We start from the raw sequence: 19491 nt of genomic DNA on the forward strand, positions 1-19491 counted from the left end.
ACCTCTGACAGGTCGGCGGGATGGCGCTTTCGTTCGTACGCCGGCGACAACGGATGAGGAGAGTGTGCGATGGCGGGCCACAAGGTGGATCTGAGCGGGGCGCCGGAGACGATGCTCGCCACGCTGTACGGCCGTGCACTCGACGCGCGCGCGGCGGACCCGATCCTGGGGGACCGGCTCGCCGACGAGATCGTCGGACGGGTCGACTACGACTTCAGCAAGCTGAACGTGACACGCAACGACGCGATGAGCATCGCGGTCCGGGTCAAGTACGTCGACCGGGTGGCGGCACAGGCCCTCGCGACCGAGGGCCGTGTGACTGTCCTGCACCTGGCATGCGGGCTCGACACGCGGGCGTTCCGGCTCGACCCGGACGCCCGCCTCGAGTGGTACGACGTGGACTTTCCCGAGGTGGTCGAGCTCCGTCGTGTGCTCGTGCCCGACCGCGCCCGCTATCACCTGATCGGATCCTCGGTGACGGCCGAAGGCTGGCTGGAGGAGGTCCCGGCCGATCAGGCGGTTCTGGTCGTGGCGGAGGGACTCATGCAGTATCTCGAGAAGGACGACTTCATCCGGCTCGTCCAGCGCATCGTCGAACGCTTTCCCCACGGGCATCTGGTCTTCGACTCGTGGAACTCCCTTGCCGCGCGGTTCGGCGGACATGTGCGAGCGATCAAGGCGACCGGCGCAAAGACCGGCGGGTGGGGAATCGACGACCCACGTGAACTGGAGCGGTGGGTGCCGGGCCTGTCCTTCGTCGGCTCCCAGGACTTCATGAACCTGCCCGAGCTCACGAGGGCGCCATTGCCCGCACGGGCACTCGTCAGGCTGATGCGGCACGTCAGGGTGCTGAGGGACCTCGGGCTGATCTTGACCTACCGCTTCTGAGGTTTCGCAACCCCGATCCTGCAATCTCTGCGCTGCCTGCTGGTGCCACCCGCCTTCTAGTGCCACCCGGCTTCAGGTGGTGCACGGCTTCAGGTGGTGCACGGCTTCAGGTGGTGCACGGCTTCAGGTGGTGCACGGCTTCAGGTGGTGCACGGTCTTAGGTGGTGCACCGGTGTTGGCCGGGGCTGGACTGTTTGACCGCGACTGGTTCCCCTCGCCGTACTTATGCGCAAAAGTGCTTGTACGCAGGAACGCTGATGCGCATAAGCGGAGGATCGACAGTGGCAGACGACCGAGGCACGCCACGGCGCCGGCAGAGCGACATCGCGCGCGCCGCCGGCGTCTCGCAGGCCACGGTCTCGATGGTCCTGAACGGCCGGACCGGGCGCGGTGCCGCGATCCGGCCCGAGACCCGGGAGCGCGTACTGGCCGCCGCGGCCGAGCTCGGCTACGCCGGCAATCCCGCCGCCCGCAGCCTCGCCGGCGGGCGCAACCGGCTACTCGGCGTCTTCACGTTCGAATCCGTCTTTCCCGCGGAGAGCGCCGACTTCTACCACCCGTTCCTCGTCGGGGTCGAGCGCGCCGCCGAGGCGGAGGGGTATGACCTCATCCTCTTCACGAGTGCTGCCGGACCTGACGGTCGCCGACGCATCTATCGCGACAACTTCAACCGGCTCCGGATGGCCGACGGGTGTGTCCTGCTCGGCTACGAGCGTGACCGCTCCGAGCTCGACCGGCTCGCGGGCGAGGACTTCCCCTTCGTCGTCATCGGCCGGCGCGACGTTCCCGGACGTGACGTCGCCTACGTCGCCGCGGACTACACCACTCCCACGGCCGAGGCGGTCGGCCGGCTGGCCGCGCTGGGGCACCGTGCCATCGCGTACCTCGGATCCGGGCTCGACGCCGAGCATGTCCTGGACCGGGAAGAGGGCTACCGGCAGGCGCTTGCGGCGCACGGTCTCGACCCCGATCCGCGGCTGTACGTCAGCCCGGCGCGGTCGCTTCGCGTGGACGACCTGCATGGGCTGCGTGCTCTCGGGGCCACGGCCTTCCTCACCGAGGACGACTCGATCCTGCGCCGGCTTCTCGAACTCACCAGCTCCGTCGGACTTCACGCGCCCGACGACTTCTCGCTCGTCACGCTCGTCGACCCGTCGCCGCTCCGACCGGACGCCGACGTGAGCGGACTCCGCGTGCCGCGGCTGGAAATGGGAGCCGCGGCCGTACGCATGCTCGGCGCGATGCTCAGCGACTCGCCCGAGATGGGCGCCGCCGGTGCGGATGGTGCGGATGGGCGGCGCCTCGTCCTTCCCTGCGACCTCGCTGCCGGCACCACCACAGGTCCGCCACCGAGTCCCCGCCCAGGTTCGCCACCGAGTCCGCGCCCGAGCCGCCAGTGAGCCAGCAGTCCGGCACAACGAGAGGGGTCAAGCCATGAGGCAGATCGAGACCGACATCGCCGTGATCGGTGGGGGACTCGGCGGTGTCGCGGCCGCGCTCGCCGCCACCCGTGCGGGGCACCGCGTGCTGCTGTCGGAGGAGACGTCCTGGGTCGGTGGCCAGCTCACCTCCCAGGGCGTACCGCCGGACGAGCATCCCTGGATCGAGCAGTTCGGGTGTACGGCGAGCTACCGCCAGCTCCGCGACGGCATCCGCGACTACTACCGCCAGTGGTATCCGCTCACGTCGACCGCCCGGGCGGCTCGCCACCTCAATCCAGGCGACGGTCGGGTCAGCCGGATCTGCGCGGAGCCTCGTGTGGGCCATGCCGTCCTCGAGGCGATGCTGGCCCCCGCGCGCAGCGCCGGCCGCCTCGACGTACGGCTGCACCACCGCCCGGTCGCAGCCACTGCCGACGGCTCTCAGGTCACCAGCGTGACACTGCGCGACGCCACCTCGGGCGAGGATCTCGTCGTGGTCGCGCCGTACATCCTCGACGCCACCGAGACCGGCGACCTGCTGCCGCTGACGGGTACGGAGTACGTGACCGGCTTCGAGTCCCAGGCCGACACCGGCGAGCCGAGCGCGCCCAGCGAACGCCAGCCCGCCAACATGCAGGCGGTCTCGTGGTGCTTCGCCGTCGACCACGAGGAGGGTGCTGACCACACGATCGACAAGCCCGACAACTACGCGTTCTGGCGGGACTACCAGCCGCCGTACTGGCCGGGCCGGATGTTCGAGCTCGTTGCCCCCAACCCGCGGACTCTCGAACCGATGCACCGCACGGTCATCCCGCACCCCGAGGACGACCCGTCGCTCGCCGGGACCGGCAAGGGACGGCGCGGCGACCAGGACCTGTGGACGTTCCGGCGGATCCTGGCCCGGCACCAGTTCGAGCCGGGTGCGTTCGCGAGCGACATCTGCCTCGTCAACTGGCCGATGATCGACTACGAACGCGGGTCGGTGTTCCCCGTGGACGGTCTGGTCGACGAGGCGGCGGCGGGCCGTCACCTCGAGGGTGCCCGGGAGATGAGCCGCTCGTTCGTCTACTGGCTCCAGACGGAGATGCCGCGTCCGGACGGCGGGACCGGGCTGCCGGGCCTGCGGCTGCGGCCGGACGTGATGGGGACGCACGACGGCCTGGCGATGGCGCCGTACATCCGGGAGTCGCGCCGGATCGTCGCGGAGTACACGGTCGTGGAGCAGGACGTCTCCCTCGCCGTGCGTGGTGAACAGGGCGCCAAGCGGTACGCCGACTCGGTGGGCATCGGGTCGTACCGGATCGACCTGCACCCGTCGACCGGCGGCGACAACTACATCGACGTGGGCTCGTGCCCGTTCCAGATTCCGCTCGGTGCGCTGTTGCCCGTGCGAGTCACCAACCTGCTGCCCGCCAACAAGAACATCGGGACGACGCACATCACCAACGGCTGCTACCGGCTGCACCCGCCGGAGTGGAACATCGGCGAGTCCACCGGCCTGCTCGCCGCGTACTGCCTGACGCATCGGGTCACACCGCACCAGGTCCGCGCGGACGACACACGGCTCGCCGACTACCAGCGGGTGCTGGCGCAGCACGGCGTCGAGATCGCCTGGCCCGACGTCCACGGCTACTGAACCCTGCTGTCACCGCACGACCGTACGACCGCACACTGCGCGACCGCACCTCCGTACCACCGCACCTCCGCACCACCGCACCGCAGACTCACCTACCCACTACTCGTCCCCAGCTGTGCGAGGGAGACGCCGCGATGACGCGACGGATGGATCGACGACAGGTACTCATGACCAGCGGCATGCTCTCGATCGCGGCCGCGCTACCAGGATGTAGCTTCTTCTCCTTCGACCCAGGAAGGGAGGAACAAGGGGCTCCGCCGTCTGCCAAGAACACCGGAGAGGCTCCTTCGCTTGCCGAACTCGTCAAGCAGGGCAAGCTTCCGCCGCTGCGCGAACGGCTGCCGGACAAGCCACTCGTCGTCGCGCCGGTCGAGCGGATCGGCACCTACGGCGGCCAGTGGCGTAACGCCCTCATCGGTCCGGGAGACGCCTTCCGGCTGGGCTACACGCTGGCGTACGAAAATCTCGTCCGATGGGATCTGTCGTGGAAGAAGGTGATCCCCAATGTCGCGGAGACGTTCACCAGCAACGAGGACGGCACACGTTTCGAGTTCCGGCTTCGCGAGGGCATGAAATGGTCCGACGGGAAGCCCTTCACCGTCGACGACATCGTCTTCGCGTATGAGGATGTCCTTCTGGACAAGGAGATCAGCCCTGAGCCGCCGCCGCTGTTCGTCTCCGGCGATAAGCCGGCGCAGGTGGAAAAGGTGGACGAGCGGACGGTCGCGTTCGTGTTCGCCGAGACCAACGGGCTCTTTCTCGACCGCCTGGCCTCGGAGACCTCGAACGCCCTGACCCGGATTCCGCGACATTATTTCCAGAAGTACCACAAGAAGTACAACCCGACCGCCGACGCGGACGCGAAGGCCAAGGGCTACGACAGTTGGCTCGCCCTCGTCCAGGCCGAAGGCGACGCCTTCGGTGGGCTCTGGCAGGCGCCCGACGTCCCGCGGCTGCACGCCTGGTTGCCGAAAGGCCCACTGGGCAAGGGAACCCGGATCACCTTCGACCGCAACCCGTACTACTGGAAGACCGACGACGAAGGCAACCAGTTGCCGTATCTCGACGGGGTGGTGTTCGACCTCGTGAGCGATGCGCAGGTGCTGCTGCTCAAGGTCCTCAAGGGCGAGATCGACATGATCGACCGGCACGTGACGACGACCGAGAACAAACCGGTACTGGCGCGCGACCGCGAGTCCGCCGGATACCGCTTCTTCGACCTCGTACCAGACAAGCTCAACACGATGACCATCATGCTGAACCTCACCTGTCCCGATCCGGTGAAGCGGAAGATCTTCGGGAGCAGGGACTTTCGGATCGGACTTTCCTACGCCATCAACCGCGACGAGATCATCCGCGCCGTGCACGCGCGGCAGGGTGAGCCCTGGCAGGTGGCACCCACGGCGGAGAGCGAGTTCTACGACGAGGAGATGGCGAAGCAGTACACCGAGTACGACGTCGACCTGGCGAATCGGCACCTCGACAAGGCGGGCTTCGCCGAACGCAACGGCGACGGCGTGCGCCTCGGGCCGGACGGTGAGCCGATCACGTTCACGGTGCAGGTCGGCAGCGGCGCCGGAAAGCCCCACCTGGCCGACAGTCTGGAGATGGTCCGCGGCCACTGGCGAGAGGTCGGTATCGAGGCAAACATCAAGCCCGAGGACCTGACGTTGTTCAACGAACGCCTTTCCAGCAACGCGATCGACGCCACCGTGTGGGACGGTGACGGTGGCCTCGACGTCATGCGGACGCCGGCGTACTACCTACCGCTAGGAGGGAACACGACGGGATACGCCGAGGGCTGGGCGCAGTGGTACCACTCGACAGGCAAGGCCGGCATGCGGCCCCCAGCGCCGACGCGACGGCAGTTCGCGTTGTACGACGAGATGTTGACCGAGGCGTCGGCGGACCAGCGCAGCACGCTGATGAAACAGATCCTCGCCATCACCAAGGAGGAGTTCTACACGATCGGCATCTCGACGGCGTTACCTGGATACGGTGTGGTGAAGAACGACTTCCGGAACATGGTGGACGAGACGTTCTTCGCCGCCAATTTTCCGTATCCGGGTGTGACGAATCCGGAGCAGTACTTCCTCGAAGCCTGAGGCGGCACATCCGCGGGGCTCGCGCAAGGTTCGGGTTCGTGGACCCGCACGATGATGCAGGCGGGATGAGCCCAACGGTCAGGCGTGAGCGTCGTCGTCGGCCGTGAGGTCCTGCCGGATCGCGCGCACCAGTGCAGGAAGTCCGGTCAGCAGGGCGTCCCGCTCGGCCGGGCTCATCGCGGCGACCCACCGGACGTAGTGCTGGTGAAAGTGGCGGCCCATGCGCGCGTGGACCGCTCGTCCCTGGTCGGTGAGCCGGAGCCGGTAGAGACGGCGGTTGTCGGGATCGCGTTCGCGCACGAGGAGCGCCTTGCGATCGAGGTCGGCGACCATCCGGCTGACGGTGCTCTTCTCGAGTCGGAGGCGTTCGACGAGATCACGTTGGGACAAAGGCGCGGCGACGTCGAGTTCGTGCAGGGCGAACGCCTGTGACATGGACACCGACTCACCCGGCAACGTCTGGTCCGGCTGGAGCAGGCCGGCGACCTGGATCAGCTCCATCAGGGCTTCGTGGAGGCGTACCGACGCGTCGTCGGTCATGGGCGGGGCACCTCCTCGACGCGGGGCCTGGCACGGCGAGAGTTGCTCTCTACAACTATCAGGCGTACCGTGACTCCATAGTTGTACCGCACAACTCAGAGGAGCCGCCATGCGGGCGCACCGCCACCTCCATCCCGGGAACACGCCGGCGATGTTCCATGGACGGAACAGCCGAATCTACGACTTCGTGGCCAGACGGTTGCTGCGGCGGCTCTACCGCCGGATCGCCGAGGACGTCACCGACGCCGTGCCGGACGGTGGCGCGGTGCTCGACGTCGGCACCGGTCCCGGAGTCCTCCTGGTCGAGATCGCGAAGCGGCGCGCCGATGTGGAGCTGACCGGAATCGACCTGTCCGCCGACATGGTGACGGCGGCCAACCGCAATCTTCAGGACTACGGCGACCGGGCCGTCGCCCGGGTCGGCGATGTGACCGGCCTCGAGTTTCCGGACGACTCCTTCGACCTGATCGTCTCGTCCTTCAGCCTGCACCACTGGGACGACCCGGAAAATGCGGTGCCGGAGCTCGCCAGAGTCCTGCGTCCCGGCGGAAGGCTCTACCTCTACGACTTCACACACGCGCCGTTCGACCTGGTGGCGTCCAGCGCGCGTGAACGGGCCCTCTTCCACGACGGTTCGAGTACGCAGACCGCGATGCGTACCGGCATTCCGTTCTTCCGGCGATGCACCCGGCACGTCATGGTCGCCGGTGACGTGATGAAGGGCAGTAGCCCGGTCACGCCGTGAGTGTGTCCACCGTGGCCGCGACCGCCGCATCCCGACTGATGTGCCCGGGGAGTTGCACCGGTCCGCCGTGGTCGCGATCCAGCGCTGGTTGGCGGCATCGTGCGTACACCAGTAGTGGTCTTCATGCGCCGGGGCGGCGTCGTTGAGCACTGCCCGGAGGTCACAGGGTTACTGACCGGCCGGATCGGTCTTTGCGAGGACGTCGCGGGCGAAGGCCACGAGCAGCCGCTGAGGTGTCGTGTCATCGGTCTGGGACGGGTCGTATCGGATATGCAGGATGTCCGGCCCTCGCACGGCGTATATCTCCAGGTTCCCTGTCTTCTCGGATGCGCCGTAGGCGGCCCAGGCGCAACGCCTATCACCTACCGTGTCGAGACCCGGCATCGGCACCTTCGCGCCGCCCGGCGGCATCTTCGTTTTGGCTAGCTCTTTGCAGCTTTCGTCGATGCCCCGAGAGGCGACTTCCTCCGCTGCCCTGGAACCAATTGGCGCGGATCGGCTGAGCTGCACCGTGAGTGCGTCATACCCCGATGCATCAGAATCGGTTTCTCGCTGCACCCGACAATATCGCCCCGTGACGAGTGGTCGGACGTGACTACCGGCTCCCGGACCAGCTCGGCGATTCGTTCCTTGCCGACTGTCGCACACAGGTCTCTCGGCGGAGGCGGCGGAGTCGGAAGTTCCGTTGTGAGGAACCGGCTGGACAAGAGGTAGGTCAGCCCGAGCAGCACAGGAATCCCGATGATCGAAATCGAGAAGATCGCGAGCAGCACACCTCTGCTGGCTTTCCGTGGGTTCGGGGGCGGCTGCGCGACACCCGGTTGGCGAGGTGTGTTGCTCCGCCCACATTCACCGCCGGAGCGAGTACGTGAATCGGACATCAGGCCTCCTTCTTGTCCCAGCGCGTCGGGTCGCCGATGACCGCCTTAGACCGCGGCCAGTGACCACCGGGAAATGCCTCACTGTTGTTCAACAGGGCCTCGACCTCTGCAAATGAGCTCATGAAGTTCGCCATCATTTCGCGGAAGTTCTCCAGGGCGTCGGCAACACCCTTCACCAGAGCAGCGGCGGCCTCGACCGGCACCGAGAGAATGTCGGGCGTCGCGGCGTTGTCCAGCGCCGTTGCCACGTCCGCAAGTGTGCGCGCATCGTCAGGCCGACGCGCACCCAGAATTGCGTGACGTGACTGGCGCATTCGGTGAGCGGTTGGTTTAGCCCATTTGCGATCTGGGCGATGTGGGAAAGTGCGGCCTTCTGATCGGGCAGGAGATCCTCGTACGCCTTCTCGGCATCACCCGTCCAGTAGTCGACCAACAGCATCTGGCTGTTGCCGTACCTCCCGGCTTCTTCGCTCACCGGTAGACCGATCCCCGAACCCCAGGTGCCAGCGGCATGATTGAGTCTCCAGGGATTGCCAACTCCTGCGAGGTAGCCATGGATCCTGCGGCGTTCGTTGTCAAGGACTTCCAGAGCGTCGCCGATGTTGTCGTCGAACCGATCCTGAAGGAGTGCTATTGCCGATCCGGCAACGAGGGGACCGAGTATGGGGCCACCTAGCAGCATGGCTCCTCCGCCGACAGCAAGGGTTCTGATATCGAGACCGTGCAGCGACTCCAGGGTCTTTCTGATGCTCTCGAGACCCGATTCGATCGCCTTCTTCACTACCTCGGGTGTCTGTTCGTCCCACGGAGACTCCAGCCAATCCGTAGTCGCGCTGCCGCTCATCTCAGTTCCCTCCATCTATGGACCGCTCGATGTACGTCGAGGTTCCGTGGTTGACGTCCTCGTTCTCCTCAACGTTGCGGGCCACGGTCAGGAGGTGCGACTCCATTGTGTCGAAGCAGCTCTGACCCTCGCCGAGCAGGCGGATGACCGTTTCCAACAGCTCCTTGTAGGTAGCGCTGATGTCCTTGAACCTTTGCGCAGCAGTGACATGTTCGGCGACAACGGAGAAGGTGTGTCGGTCGAGTTCGAGAGTCTTGGCCACCTGTTGTGCCTTCTTGAGCACATCGGCGGAGTCTCCCCAACGTTTGGCATCCTGCCGCATCAGGTCGATGTCGTAGCTGGCTGAGTTCGCGCGTGGTCCGGGCACGGTCAGTCCTCCTCCTGTCGCAGCCACCGCGCCAAGCGGGCGGGGTCGTTGGTCAAAGCCATGATGCGGTCAGCCGCCGGCGTCTGGGACGGTTGGTCGGATCCAGGCGCAACGTCGAGCGATTCGTAAGCCGCCTGAAATGCTTCCCGAAGAGCCTCGACCACACGTTCGGTCGAAGCCGAGCCGAGCCACCTCTCGCTGAGGGTGAGCCCGGAAATGGCGCCGGATGTGTTCAACGTGACCGAAACATTCCGGCGGTCATCGCTCCCGGTGTGTCCGGGATGAGAGTCGGCGCCGTCAGCAGTCGTGGATTGCAGCCGGCTGATGGTAGCGGCAGCTTCGGAGTTGACCGACTCCAATAGGTCGGCCACCCGATGCCAGGCATCGCGCTGTCCCTCAGGCGTCAGTCCCGCCAGCGCATCCGGCTCCAGGAGTGGTGCACTCGCGGTGGGGGGATGGTCTTCGGGCACATTGGTCCGCGAATCGAGGTAGCTGAGGCGCCCCTGGATGACGGCGTACATCACCGCCTCAGCCATTCCGGCGACACCCAGCTTGTCTCGCCAACGCGTCGTCAGTGCAACGTCGGTCAGACGTCCAGACTGAGGATCCAGCCGCACCTGGACGCATCCGGTCGGGTCAGTCGCGGTCAGCTCGCCGGATGGCTCCTCACCGTTGTCGTCACGCACTCTCGCGAACCCCGTCCTGCGGCTATGAGCACGAACCGGCTTATGTGCGGTCACACAGTACGCATTCACGGACAATCTCGACCACTACGCGATCCGGCGCCTGTGGAAGATCCACCGAAAGGACGCGGTGTGGGACGTCTGTTCATCGTTGGAGAGTGCGGAAGGGGCAATAGTCACGTCTCGTCGGAGTCCAACACCATGGCGATCCCCTGCCGGATCGACCACGTTTGCCGCCACCGGACGCGGCAGGCCGGCGTCGGTCGTTGCACTGTCCGTGCTTTCTGATGGAATGCCGAGCATGTCCGGAACGCATCGAGTCGCCACGAGCGGGCGCGCCGAGGCGGCTCCGACCTATCGACTGGTACGGCGTACTCACGACAGACCTGCGACGCATCAGACCGCGCCCGCACTCGACGACGCACAACGCCAGGTCGTCGAGCATCGGGGCGGTCCCTTGCTCGTGCTCGCCGGCCCGGGCACGGGCAAGACGACGACGCTGGTCGAGGCGGCCGTCGACCGGATCGAACGCGACGGGCTCGATCCGGCGCGCGTGCTGCTCCTGACGTTCGGGCGCCGAGCGGCGGCCGAACTGCGGGACCGGATCGCCGCGCGACTCGACCGCACGATCCGCGAGCCACTGGCGCGGACGTTTCATTCCTACGCCTTCGGCCTCTTGCGCGGTGAGGCGGTCCTGCACGACCGGCCGATGCCGCGACTGCTGTCCGGCCCTGAGCAGGATCTCGTGATCCGCGACCTGTTGCGCGGCGACGTCGACGAGTTCGGGGCGAAGGACTGGCCGAAGCGGCTGCGACCGGCGCTGCTCACCCGCGGCTTTGCCCAGGAGCTGCGCGACCTGCTGCTCCGGGCGGCCGAGCGTGGGTTGGACCCGAGGGCACTCGGGGCACTGGGTCGCAGAGAGCGTCGCGACGACTGGGTGGCGGCCGCGAAGTTCGCCCGGCAGTACGCCGCGATCACCGCGCTCCGGCCCGAGGCTCCGGCCTATGACCCGGCCGAGCTGGTCCGCGCGGCGGTCGACCTCCTCCGTAGCGATCCCGAACTGCTCGCGCGGGAGCGGGAGACGCGCACTGCCGTGTTCGTGGACGAGTACCAGGACGCCGACCCCGCCCAGGAGGAGCTGCTGTCGTTGCTCGCCGGGGGCGGCCGCGACCTGGTCGTGGTCGGCGATCCCGACCAGTCCATCTATGCGTTCCGGGGTGCGGAGATCGACGGGATCCGCCGGTTCACCGAACGCTTCCGGCGCGCGGACGGCGAGGAGGCGGACACGGTCGCCCTCGGTCGCTGTCGCCGGTCCGGTCCGGTGCTGCTGAACGCGTCCCGGCGGTTCGCCCGCCGGCTCGGCGGCCCCACGGCCCACCGGGCATTGGTGCCCGAACCGGAGCTGCCCAAGGGTGAGGTCGAGGTGCACCTGCTGCGCTCGGCCAACCAGGAGGCCGCCTTTGTCGCCCAGCAGCTCCGCGAAGCACACCTGGTCGGCGGGGTGGCCTGGTCGCGGATGGCGGTGCTGGTCAGGGCGGCGACGCACATTCCGCTGCTGCGTCGCGCGCTGACGTCGGCCGGTGTACCAGCGACGGTAAGACTGGAGGAGATGCCCCTCGTCGACCAGCCGGCCGTCCGACCGTTGCTCACCCTGCTCGAACTCGCCGTCGGCCGGTGCGACCTGGATCCGCAGCTGGCAGTCGACCTGCTCGGCAGTCCGTACGCAGGTGCCGACGCGCTCGCCCTACGGCGCCTGCGTCAGGAGCTTCGCCGGTACGAGTTGTCCACCGGTGGGGGCAGGTCGTCGTCCGTACTCCTGGTCGAGGCGCTCGACGACCCGGCCGCGTTGGTGGACCTGGACCCGGTCGCCACCGCTCCGGCGGCCCGGATCGCCCGCCTGCTGACCGCGGCACGCGAGGCGATCGCCGTCCCGGCGGCGACGGCCGAGACGGTGCTGTGGGCGATGTGGTCGACCAGCCGGGTGGCCGACCGGTGGGCGCGGCTGGCAGCCGGCGCCGGACCGGGCGGAGCGGCCGCCGACCGAGACCTCGACGCCGTGACGGCACTGTTCGACGCCGTGGCGCGATTCGTCGACCGGCTGCCGGCGGCGGGGCCGGAGGTGTTCCTCGATCACGTGCTGGGTCAGGAGATCCCGGCCGACACGCTCGCGCCGCGGGCGCCCGAGGGCGAGACCGTTGCCGTGCTCACCGCGCACGCCGCGAAGGGCCTCGAATGGGACGTGGTGGCGGTCGCCGGCGTACAGGAAGGCGTCTGGCCCGACCTGCGGCTGCGGGGATCGCTGCTCGGCTCGGAGTCTCTCGTCGACCTGGTGGCCGGCCGCGACGCCTCGCCGGTGACGACCGTGAGCCACCTGCTCGCCGAGGAACGCCGGCTGTTCTACGTCGCGGTGACGCGTTCGCGGCGACGGCTGGTGGTGACGGCGGTGTCGAGCGAGGAGGCGCACCCGTCCCGGTTCCTCGACGAACTTCTGCCGTGGACCGGCGCGGGTGACGAACGCCCCGTCACGCGCGTACCGCGAGGGCTCGACCTGGCCGCCGTCGTCGCCGAGTTGCGTTCGGTCGTCTGTGCTCCTGCCGCCGGTGCGGACGGTCGTGCCAGGACTGACGGCGCCGACAGTGGGGACGGAGCGAACGCCGCGGATACGGGGGGCCGAGCGAACGATGCGGACACTGCGGACCGCAGAGGCGACGATCAGCGACGGCGGGCCGCGGCGTACCAACTTGCCCGCCTCGCGGCCGCGGGCATCCGCGGCGCCGACCCCGCACAGTGGTACGCCTTCGCCCCGCTGTCCGACGACCGGGCGCTCCGCGGCGCCGGCGAGACCGTGCGCGTCTCGCCGAGCAAGGTGGAGGCATTCAGCCGGTGCGCCCTGCGCTGGCTGCTGGAAAGCTGCGGCGGCACCGCGGGCGACGCGCTGAGCCAGGGTGTCGGCACGCTGGTCCACGCGCTCGCCTACGAGGTGGCGGCCGGAAACGTCGACGTGGCGGACCTGCCCGAGGTGTTCGAACAACGGTGGGCTCTGCTCGACACCGGCACCGGGTGGTACTCCGTCAAGGAGCACGACCGGGCCGCGACGATCGTCGAGCGGCTGGCCGGCTGGCTCCGCGCCAATCCCCGCGAACTGGTCGCCGCCGAAGAGGACTTCGAGGTGGACATCGGCCGGGCCCGGCTCACCGGGCGCGTCGACCGGCTCGAACGCGATCCCGACGGACGTCTCGTCATCGTCGATCTCAAGGCCGGTCGAAGCAAGCCGGCGGCCGCTGACCTGGCCGAGCATCCACAGCTCGGTGCCTACCAACTCGCCGTCGCCAAGAAGGGGTTCGCCACAGCGGAAGGCGAACCCGGTGGGGCGATGCTCGTCCAGCTGGGCAGCGGTACGAAGGTGTCGGAGCAACGCCAGCCCGCGCTGACCGACGCCGAGGATCCGGACTGGGCGGAACGCCTGGTCGCGGACACCGCCGAGGGCATGGCGGGCGCCGAGTTCCCCGGAACCGAGAACCGCTGGTGCGGAGTCTGCGTATCGCGCCGGTCGTGCCCAGTCCACGCCGAGGGTGGGCAGGTGACACCATGACCGAACGAAGTGAGGTCATGAGTAGGCACAGCGCCTTGGTCATGGGACCGACGAAGGAGGTCCCATGACGACTCAGCTGGGTCTGCCGCTCCAGCGCGAGAGCGGCGTCCGCTACACGGCGCCTGAGCTCGCCGGCCTGCTTGGCCTGCACCCGCCGACGCCCGAGCAGGCGGCGGTCATCGAGGCGCCGTTGGAACCCGGCGTGATCGTGGCGGGCGCGGGATCGGGCAAGACCGAGACCATGGCGACCCGGGTCGTGTGGCTGGTCGCCAACGGGTTCGTACTCCCTGAACAGGTTCTGGGTCTGACGTTCACCCGCAAGGCCGCCCGCGAACTTTCCGCGCGGATCCGGCGCCGGCTCTCCCAACTCCGCGCCCGTGGGCATGTGGAGCTCGACGGCGACGTCGACGGGTCGCCGGGCGATGTCACGGTGTCCACCTATGACGCCTACGCGCAGCGCATCGTCGCCGAACACGCGTTGCGGCTCGGGCGAGAGCCAGGCTCGCGACTGGTGACGCCGGCGATGGCCTGGCAGTACGCCACCCGCGTCGCCGAGTCCTACGACGGGTCGATGGACGCCGTCGATCAGGCGTTCTCGACCATTGTCAACGCTGTCTTGACACTGCACGGCGAGATGAGCGGCCACCTGGTGTCGGCTGAGAGGATCATCGAATTCACCGAACGCCTGCACGCCTCGGTGGCTGCCAAACCGTCGGTCGCGCGGACGCGCAAGGCGTTGTACGCAGACGTGGCCGACGCGCTGGCCCGGCAACGGACCCGGCTGCAGATCCTGCCCCTGGTGGCGGCGTTCGAGGAGGAGAAACGACGTCGGGAGGCGGTCGACTTCGCCGACCAGGCGGCGCTGGCGGCCAAGCTGGCTGAAGGATTCGCAGAAGTCGGGCAGCAGGAGCGGGCCCGCTATGGCGTCGTCCTGCTGGATGAGTACCAGGACACGAGCCACTCCCAGCTGGTGATGCTGCGCGGGCTCTTCGGCGGGTCGACGGGACATCCCATCACGGCCGTCGGCGATCCCTGCCAGTCGATCTACGGCTGGCGAGGGGCGAGCGCGGCGACGCTGACGGCGTTCGGCCGCCATTTTCGTACCTCCGACGGCACGCTCGCCCGCACTCGGGAACTGACGACCAGCTTCCGCAACGGCTCCGCCGTACTCCAGGTCGCCAATGTGCTCGCCGAACCGTTGCGTCAAGGCGGTCTTGACGTACGCGAGTTGACGGCGCACCCGGCCAACCGCCGCGGCAAGGTGGTCGCGGCGCTTCATCACACCGTCGACGACGAGGCGCGCGACATCGCGCAGCGGGCCAAGGCGATCTGGGATGCGGACGCTCGCCTGCGAGCCCGGGGCAAGCCCGGCCGTACCGTCGCGGTGCTCATCCGCAAACGGAGTCAGATCGACCGGATCGCCCACGTGTTGCGGGATGCCGGCCTGCCGGTCGAGATCGTCGGCGTCGGTGGTTTGCTCACCACGCCTGCGGTTTCCGATGTCGTGGCCACATTGCGGGTGCTCGCCGATCCGGGTCGGGGCGACGCGCTGATGCGGCTGCTTACCGGCGCGCGCTGGCGGATCGGCCCGCGGGACCTGGCGGCCCTGGGCATGTGGGCGCGGATGCTGGCGGCCCGCACAACGGAGGCGGCCCGCACGTCCGAGGCGGCGCGGCGGGAGGACGCCGCGGCTGCCAGTACGGCCGGACCAAGGACGGAAGCCGTCGCGGAACCCGCCGCGGATGAGGTCGACGACGCGAGCATCGTCGATGCCCTGGATGCCCTCGACGCGATGCCCGCCCGCATGCTCCCGAAGGACGAGCCCGCGAACGTGGACGCGTCGGGCGAGGTCGCGTCGGGCGAGGTCGCGTCGGGCGAGGTCGCGTCGGGCGAGGTCGCGTCGGGCGAGGTCGCGCCGGACGAGGTCGCGCCGGACGAGGTCGCGCCGAACGCCGAGGGCGCGGACGAGGAGCGGCGGGACAAAGACGCGCCGAACGGCGGGAGGGCGTCGGGCGGCGCCCGGTTGTCCGGCGAGGGTTATCGGCGGCTGCGGGCGTTCGCCGACGAGCTCCGCTCACTACGTCGCCGGGCCGGTCAGCCGCTGGTCGATCTCGTGGCCGATGTCGTCCGTACCCTCGGCCTCGACGTGGAGGTCGCGGCCCGCACCGGTGATGTGGCGGTGAGCCGCGCCGACCTCGATGCGTTCCTCGACGTCGCGGTCGCGTTCGCTGAGAGCGGTGAGGGTGCCTCCCTGCCGGCGTTTCTCGCCTATCTCGACGCCGCCGATGCGGAGGAGCGCGGGTTGGAACCTGGCCAGGCGGAGGTGGCCGAGGAACGCATCCAGGTGCTCACCGTGCACGGAGCGAAGGGCCTCGAGTGGGACGTCGTGTTCGTCCCCGGTGGCGTCGAGGGCGTTTTCCCCGCCGCGAGTGCCAAGGACAAGGCGTGGCTCACCGATGTCGGCGCCCTGCCGTTCGCACTGCGTGGTGACGCCGACGTGTTGCCGGTGCTCGACGTCGAGCCGGCCGGCGACCAGCGCGAGGTCAAGGAGGCGTTCGACCGTTTCGCGCAGGAGTGCGGTGAGTGGTCCCGGCTCGAGGAACGCCGGCTCGCTTATGTCGCGACCACGCGAGCCCGCCAGCTGGTGGTGTGGTCGGGTTACCGCTGGGACGAGACCCGGCGTCCACGGGAGCCGGGCGAGTACCTGCGTGAGGTCGCCGAGGCGTGCCGCTCCGGCGCGGGGACAGTCCCTGTGTGGTGTGCCGACGTCGACGTCGCGGCGGGCAATCCCGTGACGGCGGATCCGCCACGACACGCGTGGCCCTATGACCCGCTCACTCCCGACCGGCGAGGCGACATCGCGGCCGGAGCCGCCTTGGTGTCCGCGGCCGCCGAGCAGATCACGGCGGGCCGTGGGTCCTTCGCTCCCGCGGCCGAAACCGGTGAACCTGCGGCGGTCAGCCAGACCGGGTCTGCGACGGACACCTCGGATGCCGCGGATGATTGGGCTCGCGACGTCGACCTGCTGCTGGCCGAGCGGGCGCGTCGCCAGGCCCGGCACGAACTCGTCGTCGAACTCCCCGAACGCCTGTCGGTGAGCCAGCTGGTCCAGCTACGCCAGGATCCCGACGCGCTCGCCCGGGCGATCCGGCGGCCGGTTCCCCGCGCGCCCAACCCGTTGGCCCGCCGGGGAACCGCGTTCCATGCCTGGCTGGAGGCGAGGTACGGCAAGCCGCAGCTGCTGGACGTCGACGAGCTTCCTGGTTCGGCCGACGGGCAGGCGGCGCCGGACGAGGAGTTGGCCGCATTGCAGCAAGCCTTCCTTGCCTCCGAATGGGCAGAACGGCAGCCGATCGAGGTCGAGGTGCCGTTCGAGCTGGTGCTTGCGGGGGTGGTCGTCCGTGGACGCGCGGATGCCGTCTTCTCTCTCCAGTCGGAGACGGGCCTTCCCGGCGCGGTGGAGACGGGACCTGCCGCGACATCAGACGCCGTGGGCGCACCCGGGATCGAGGTCGTCGACTGGAAGACCGGGCGTCCACCCACCGATCCCGCGGAGGAGGCCGCCCGCGCCGTCCAGCTCGCTGCGTACCGGCTGGCGTGGGCGCAGCTCACCGGCCTGCCACTCGAACGCGTCGGCGCGGCCTTCCACTACGTCCGCCACTGCCTGACGGTTCGTCCCGTCGACCTGCTCGACGCTGCCGGACTCGAAGCGCTGATCACGTCGGTGCCGCACGAGGCCTGAACACCCTTGCGCCGCTGAACGTTCAGTGGAACCTTCATGGCGTCGCCCTGGACGTCGAGGCGTCGTACGCCTGCCTGTCCATCTTGGGACACAGGCATGGAACACCCCCGTTTCCTGCGCGTAAGGTCCAGCCAACGTTGTTCCCTGAACGTTCATTGAAACGAAGGGGTTGCGTGGTGTGGGTACGCGGCGGCGGTCGACTCTGCGGGATGTGGCGCAACGCGCTGGCGTCTCCGTCGGTACCGCTTCCGGCGTGTTCACCAGCAATTCCTCGGTGTCGGACGAAGCGCGGGCGGCGGTCCTGGCCGCGGCCTCGGAAATCGGCTATCACCCACGCCGACGCCAGACGAAGGAGTTCGCGACCGGCATCACGACCTTCGGCCTGCTGGCGAGGGCTGAGCACTACGTCGGCCCGTCGAACCCGTTCTATGGCCCGGTGTTGTACGGCGCGCAGTGGGCGGTCGGCGAGCTCGGCCTGTCGCTGGTCCTGGAGACCTTGCGGGACGAGCCGAGCTCGCACCACCAGATGCCGCTCATCGTCGAGCGTCGACAAGCTCAGGGGCTTCTCCTCGCCGGCTATGTGTCTGCCGAGTACATCACCGCGATCCTGCGTACCGGGACCCCGTGCGTGGTGATCGACCATCATGCCGCCGGTGTCGCGGTGGACAGCGTGTGTGCCGATGACCATCGGGGCGGCTACCTGGCCACTACGCATCTGCTCGAGCTCGGTCACCGGGATCCGCCGCCGGCCATCATCACCGGTCCGTCGACGGCGACGTCCATCGAGGCGCGGTTCGCCGGATATCGGGATGCCCTGACCGAGGCCGGGATCCCGGTCGAGGACGCCTATGTCCGTGAGGGCCGGCTCAGCGCCGAAAGCGGGCGCGACGAGATGCGGTCGTTGCTCGACCTCCCCACGCCACCGACCGCCGTCTTCTGCTGCAACGACAACACCGCCATCGGCGCCATCGATCTCCTGCGTGAGAAGGGGATCGCGGTGCCCGATGAGTTCTCCGTCATCGGTTACGACGACATCGACATGGCCGCGCAAACCGTGCCGCGACTGACGACGATCGCGGTCGACAAGGAACACCTGGGCATGCAGGCGGTCTGGAACCTCGCCCAACGTGTCCGCCATCCGCAGATGGGCGTGCGCGATACCCGCCTGCGCGTCCATCTCGTCGAGCGAAGCTCCACTGCACCACGCACGTAGTCACAGCACCAGCTGAACAAGGAAGTACGACGACCGAAAGGTGCTCCATGCAGTTGACGCGGATGCAGAAAGAGGAGCTGTACAAGAATGGTCTGGTACAGCTCCCCGGCATCGTCCCCGAGGAGTACGTCAACGCTGCCTTGCAGGCGATCAACGCATCGCTCGGTTCGCAGGGAATCCCACCGGACCAGCTGCAGAAGTTCCGCGCCCAGTCGTACACCCCGCAGGTGCAGACCACCTCGGCCATCACCGATCTGCTGACGAAGTCCCCGCTGTGGGAGCTGGCGGAGTCGGCCATCGGTGAAGGAAAGATCGCGCCCGGCGCACGCGGGGCCGGCCAGGTGGCGTTGCGGTTCCCGTCCACCGACCCGCCGCATGAGCCGCATCCGCACATCGACGGGATGTATTCGCCGAACAATGGTGTGCCGAAGGGGGAGATCCGCAATTTCACGGCGCTGGTCGGTGTCTTCCTCAGCGATGTTCCGGGACCGTACTCGGGCAACTTCACCGTCTGGCCGGGTACGCATCGACGCTACGAAAGGTACTTCCGCGAGCACGGCCCGGACGCTCTGCTGCAGGGCATGCCGCCGGTCGAGCTTCCCGAACCACAACAGGTGACCGCCCGGGCGGGCGACGCCGTGCTCGCGCACTACCAGCTGGGCCACGGCATCGCCGGGAACGCGTCCCCACACATCCGTTACGCCATCTTCTTCCGGCTCAGCCATGTCGACCACGAACAGGTCAGGTGGGAGTGCATGACCGACATCTGGCGTGAGTGGGCCGGCATGAGAGACGTCGTCGCGCATGCGGCGGCGAGATGACGACGCGACCGAC

General features: G+C 68.5%; 14 protein-coding genes. 10 read left to right on the forward strand and 4 right to left on the reverse strand.

Annotation, left to right across the window (positions count from 1 at the left end; translation table 11 throughout):
• Window positions 1–69: 69 nt before the first annotated feature.
• The 4 genes from ABN034_RS06165 (at window position 70) to ABN034_RS06180 (ending at window position 6050) form a co-directional block, all read left to right on the forward strand.
• A complete protein-coding gene (locus ABN034_RS06165; protein ID WP_349689994.1) occupies window positions 70–888 on the forward strand; it encodes a class I SAM-dependent methyltransferase in 819 nt (272 codons plus the stop codon).
• A gap of 281 nt (window positions 889–1169) precedes the next feature.
• Complete coding sequence (locus ABN034_RS06170) at window positions 1170–2288, forward strand: LacI family DNA-binding transcriptional regulator (protein WP_349689995.1); 1119 nt, start codon at window positions 1170–1172, stop codon at window positions 2286–2288.
• 34 nt (window positions 2289–2322) lie between these two features.
• Window positions 2323–3945 (forward strand): FAD-dependent oxidoreductase, encoded by a 1623-nt coding sequence (locus tag ABN034_RS06175; protein ID WP_349689996.1) that lies wholly within the window; start codon window positions 2323–2325, stop codon window positions 3943–3945.
• 134 nt (window positions 3946–4079) lie between these two features.
• Window positions 4080–6050, forward strand: coding sequence for an ABC transporter substrate-binding protein (locus ABN034_RS06180; RefSeq protein ID WP_349689997.1), 1971 nt, complete (start codon window positions 4080–4082; stop codon window positions 6048–6050).
• 78 nt (window positions 6051–6128) lie between these two features.
• Here ABN034_RS06180 and ABN034_RS06185 read toward each other — a convergent pair whose 3' ends face one another.
• Window positions 6129–6590 carry a MarR family winged helix-turn-helix transcriptional regulator gene (locus tag ABN034_RS06185; protein WP_349689998.1) on the reverse strand — a complete coding sequence of 154 codons (462 nt, stop codon included), beginning with the start codon at window positions 6588–6590 and terminating at the stop codon, window positions 6129–6131.
• Between the two features lie 109 nt (window positions 6591–6699).
• Here ABN034_RS06185 and ABN034_RS06190 point away from each other — a divergent pair, with 109 nt between their 5' ends.
• Window positions 6700–7335 carry a class I SAM-dependent methyltransferase gene (locus ABN034_RS06190; RefSeq protein WP_349689999.1) on the forward strand — a complete coding sequence of 212 codons (636 nt, stop codon included), beginning with the start codon at window positions 6700–6702 and terminating at the stop codon, window positions 7333–7335.
• An 880-nt stretch (window positions 7336–8215) separates the two neighbouring features.
• Here ABN034_RS06190 and ABN034_RS06195 read toward each other — a convergent pair.
• Window positions 8216–8464, reverse strand: coding sequence for a hypothetical protein (locus ABN034_RS06195; RefSeq protein ID WP_349690000.1), 249 nt, complete (start codon window positions 8462–8464; stop codon window positions 8216–8218).
• A gap of 263 nt (window positions 8465–8727) precedes the next feature.
• On the opposite strand from ABN034_RS06195, the gene ABN034_RS06200 reads away from it, so the two are divergent.
• On the forward strand, window positions 8728–8892 hold the full coding sequence (locus ABN034_RS06200) for a hypothetical protein (RefSeq protein WP_349690001.1): 165 nt from the start codon (window positions 8728–8730) through the stop codon (window positions 8890–8892).
• A gap of 169 nt (window positions 8893–9061) precedes the next feature.
• Here ABN034_RS06200 and ABN034_RS06205 read toward each other — a convergent pair whose 3' ends face one another.
• Together ABN034_RS06205 and ABN034_RS06210 are read right to left on the reverse strand one after the other, a co-directional pair.
• Window positions 9062–9427: a hypothetical protein gene (locus ABN034_RS06205; RefSeq protein ID WP_349690002.1), complete on the reverse strand. Its 366-nt coding sequence runs from the start codon at window positions 9425–9427 to the stop codon at window positions 9062–9064.
• Between the two features lie 2 nt (window positions 9428–9429).
• Entirely contained in the window at window positions 9430–10113 is a 684-nt protein-coding gene (locus ABN034_RS06210; RefSeq protein ID WP_349690003.1) for a hypothetical protein, read from the reverse strand.
• 298 nt (window positions 10114–10411) lie between these two features.
• On the opposite strand from ABN034_RS06210, the gene ABN034_RS06215 reads away from it, so the two are divergent.
• From ABN034_RS06215 to ABN034_RS06230, 4 genes are all read left to right on the forward strand, one after another.
• Entirely contained in the window at window positions 10412–13702 is a 3291-nt protein-coding gene (locus tag ABN034_RS06215) for an ATP-dependent helicase (RefSeq protein WP_349690004.1), read from the forward strand.
• Between the two features lie 64 nt (window positions 13703–13766).
• Window positions 13767–17444 carry an ATP-dependent helicase gene (locus ABN034_RS06220; protein WP_349690005.1) on the forward strand — a complete coding sequence of 1226 codons (3678 nt, stop codon included), beginning with the start codon at window positions 13767–13769 and terminating at the stop codon, window positions 17442–17444.
• Window positions 17445–17655: 211 nt separating this feature from the next.
• Window positions 17656–18657, forward strand: a complete 1002-nt coding sequence (locus ABN034_RS06225; protein ID WP_349690006.1) for a LacI family DNA-binding transcriptional regulator — start codon at window positions 17656–17658, stop codon at window positions 18655–18657.
• A gap of 47 nt (window positions 18658–18704) precedes the next feature.
• Complete coding sequence (locus ABN034_RS06230) at window positions 18705–19478, forward strand: phytanoyl-CoA dioxygenase family protein (RefSeq protein ID WP_349690008.1); 774 nt, start codon at window positions 18705–18707, stop codon at window positions 19476–19478.
• Window positions 19479–19491 lie beyond the last annotated feature (13 nt).

This window comes from Actinopolymorpha sp. B11F2 (assembly GCF_040195635.1).
Classification (GTDB): Bacteria; Actinomycetota; Actinomycetes; order Propionibacteriales; family Actinopolymorphaceae; genus Thermasporomyces.

Excerpts from the sequence above, each read along its gene's own strand:
- ABN034_RS06165 (WP_349689994.1), top strand. The coding sequence starts at position 70 with ATGGCGGGCCACAAGGTGGATCTGAGCGGGGCGCCGGAGACGATGCTC.
- ABN034_RS06175 (WP_349689996.1), top strand. The coding sequence starts at position 2,323 with ATGAGGCAGATCGAGACCGACATCGCCGTGATCGGTGGGGGACTCGGC.
- ABN034_RS06180 (WP_349689997.1), top strand. The coding sequence starts at position 4,080 with ATGACGCGACGGATGGATCGACGACAGGTACTCATGACCAGCGGCATG.
- ABN034_RS06185 (WP_349689998.1), bottom strand. The coding sequence starts at position 6,590 with ATGACCGACGACGCGTCGGTACGCCTCCACGAAGCCCTGATGGAGCTG.
- ABN034_RS06190 (WP_349689999.1), top strand. The coding sequence starts at position 6,700 with ATGCGGGCGCACCGCCACCTCCATCCCGGGAACACGCCGGCGATGTTC.
- ABN034_RS06200 (WP_349690001.1), top strand. The coding sequence starts at position 8,728 with ATGATTGAGTCTCCAGGGATTGCCAACTCCTGCGAGGTAGCCATGGAT.
- ABN034_RS06215 (WP_349690004.1), top strand. The coding sequence starts at position 10,412 with ATGTCCGGAACGCATCGAGTCGCCACGAGCGGGCGCGCCGAGGCGGCT.
- ABN034_RS06220 (WP_349690005.1), top strand. The coding sequence starts at position 13,767 with ATGACGACTCAGCTGGGTCTGCCGCTCCAGCGCGAGAGCGGCGTCCGC.
- ABN034_RS06230 (WP_349690008.1), top strand. The coding sequence starts at position 18,705 with ATGCAGTTGACGCGGATGCAGAAAGAGGAGCTGTACAAGAATGGTCTG.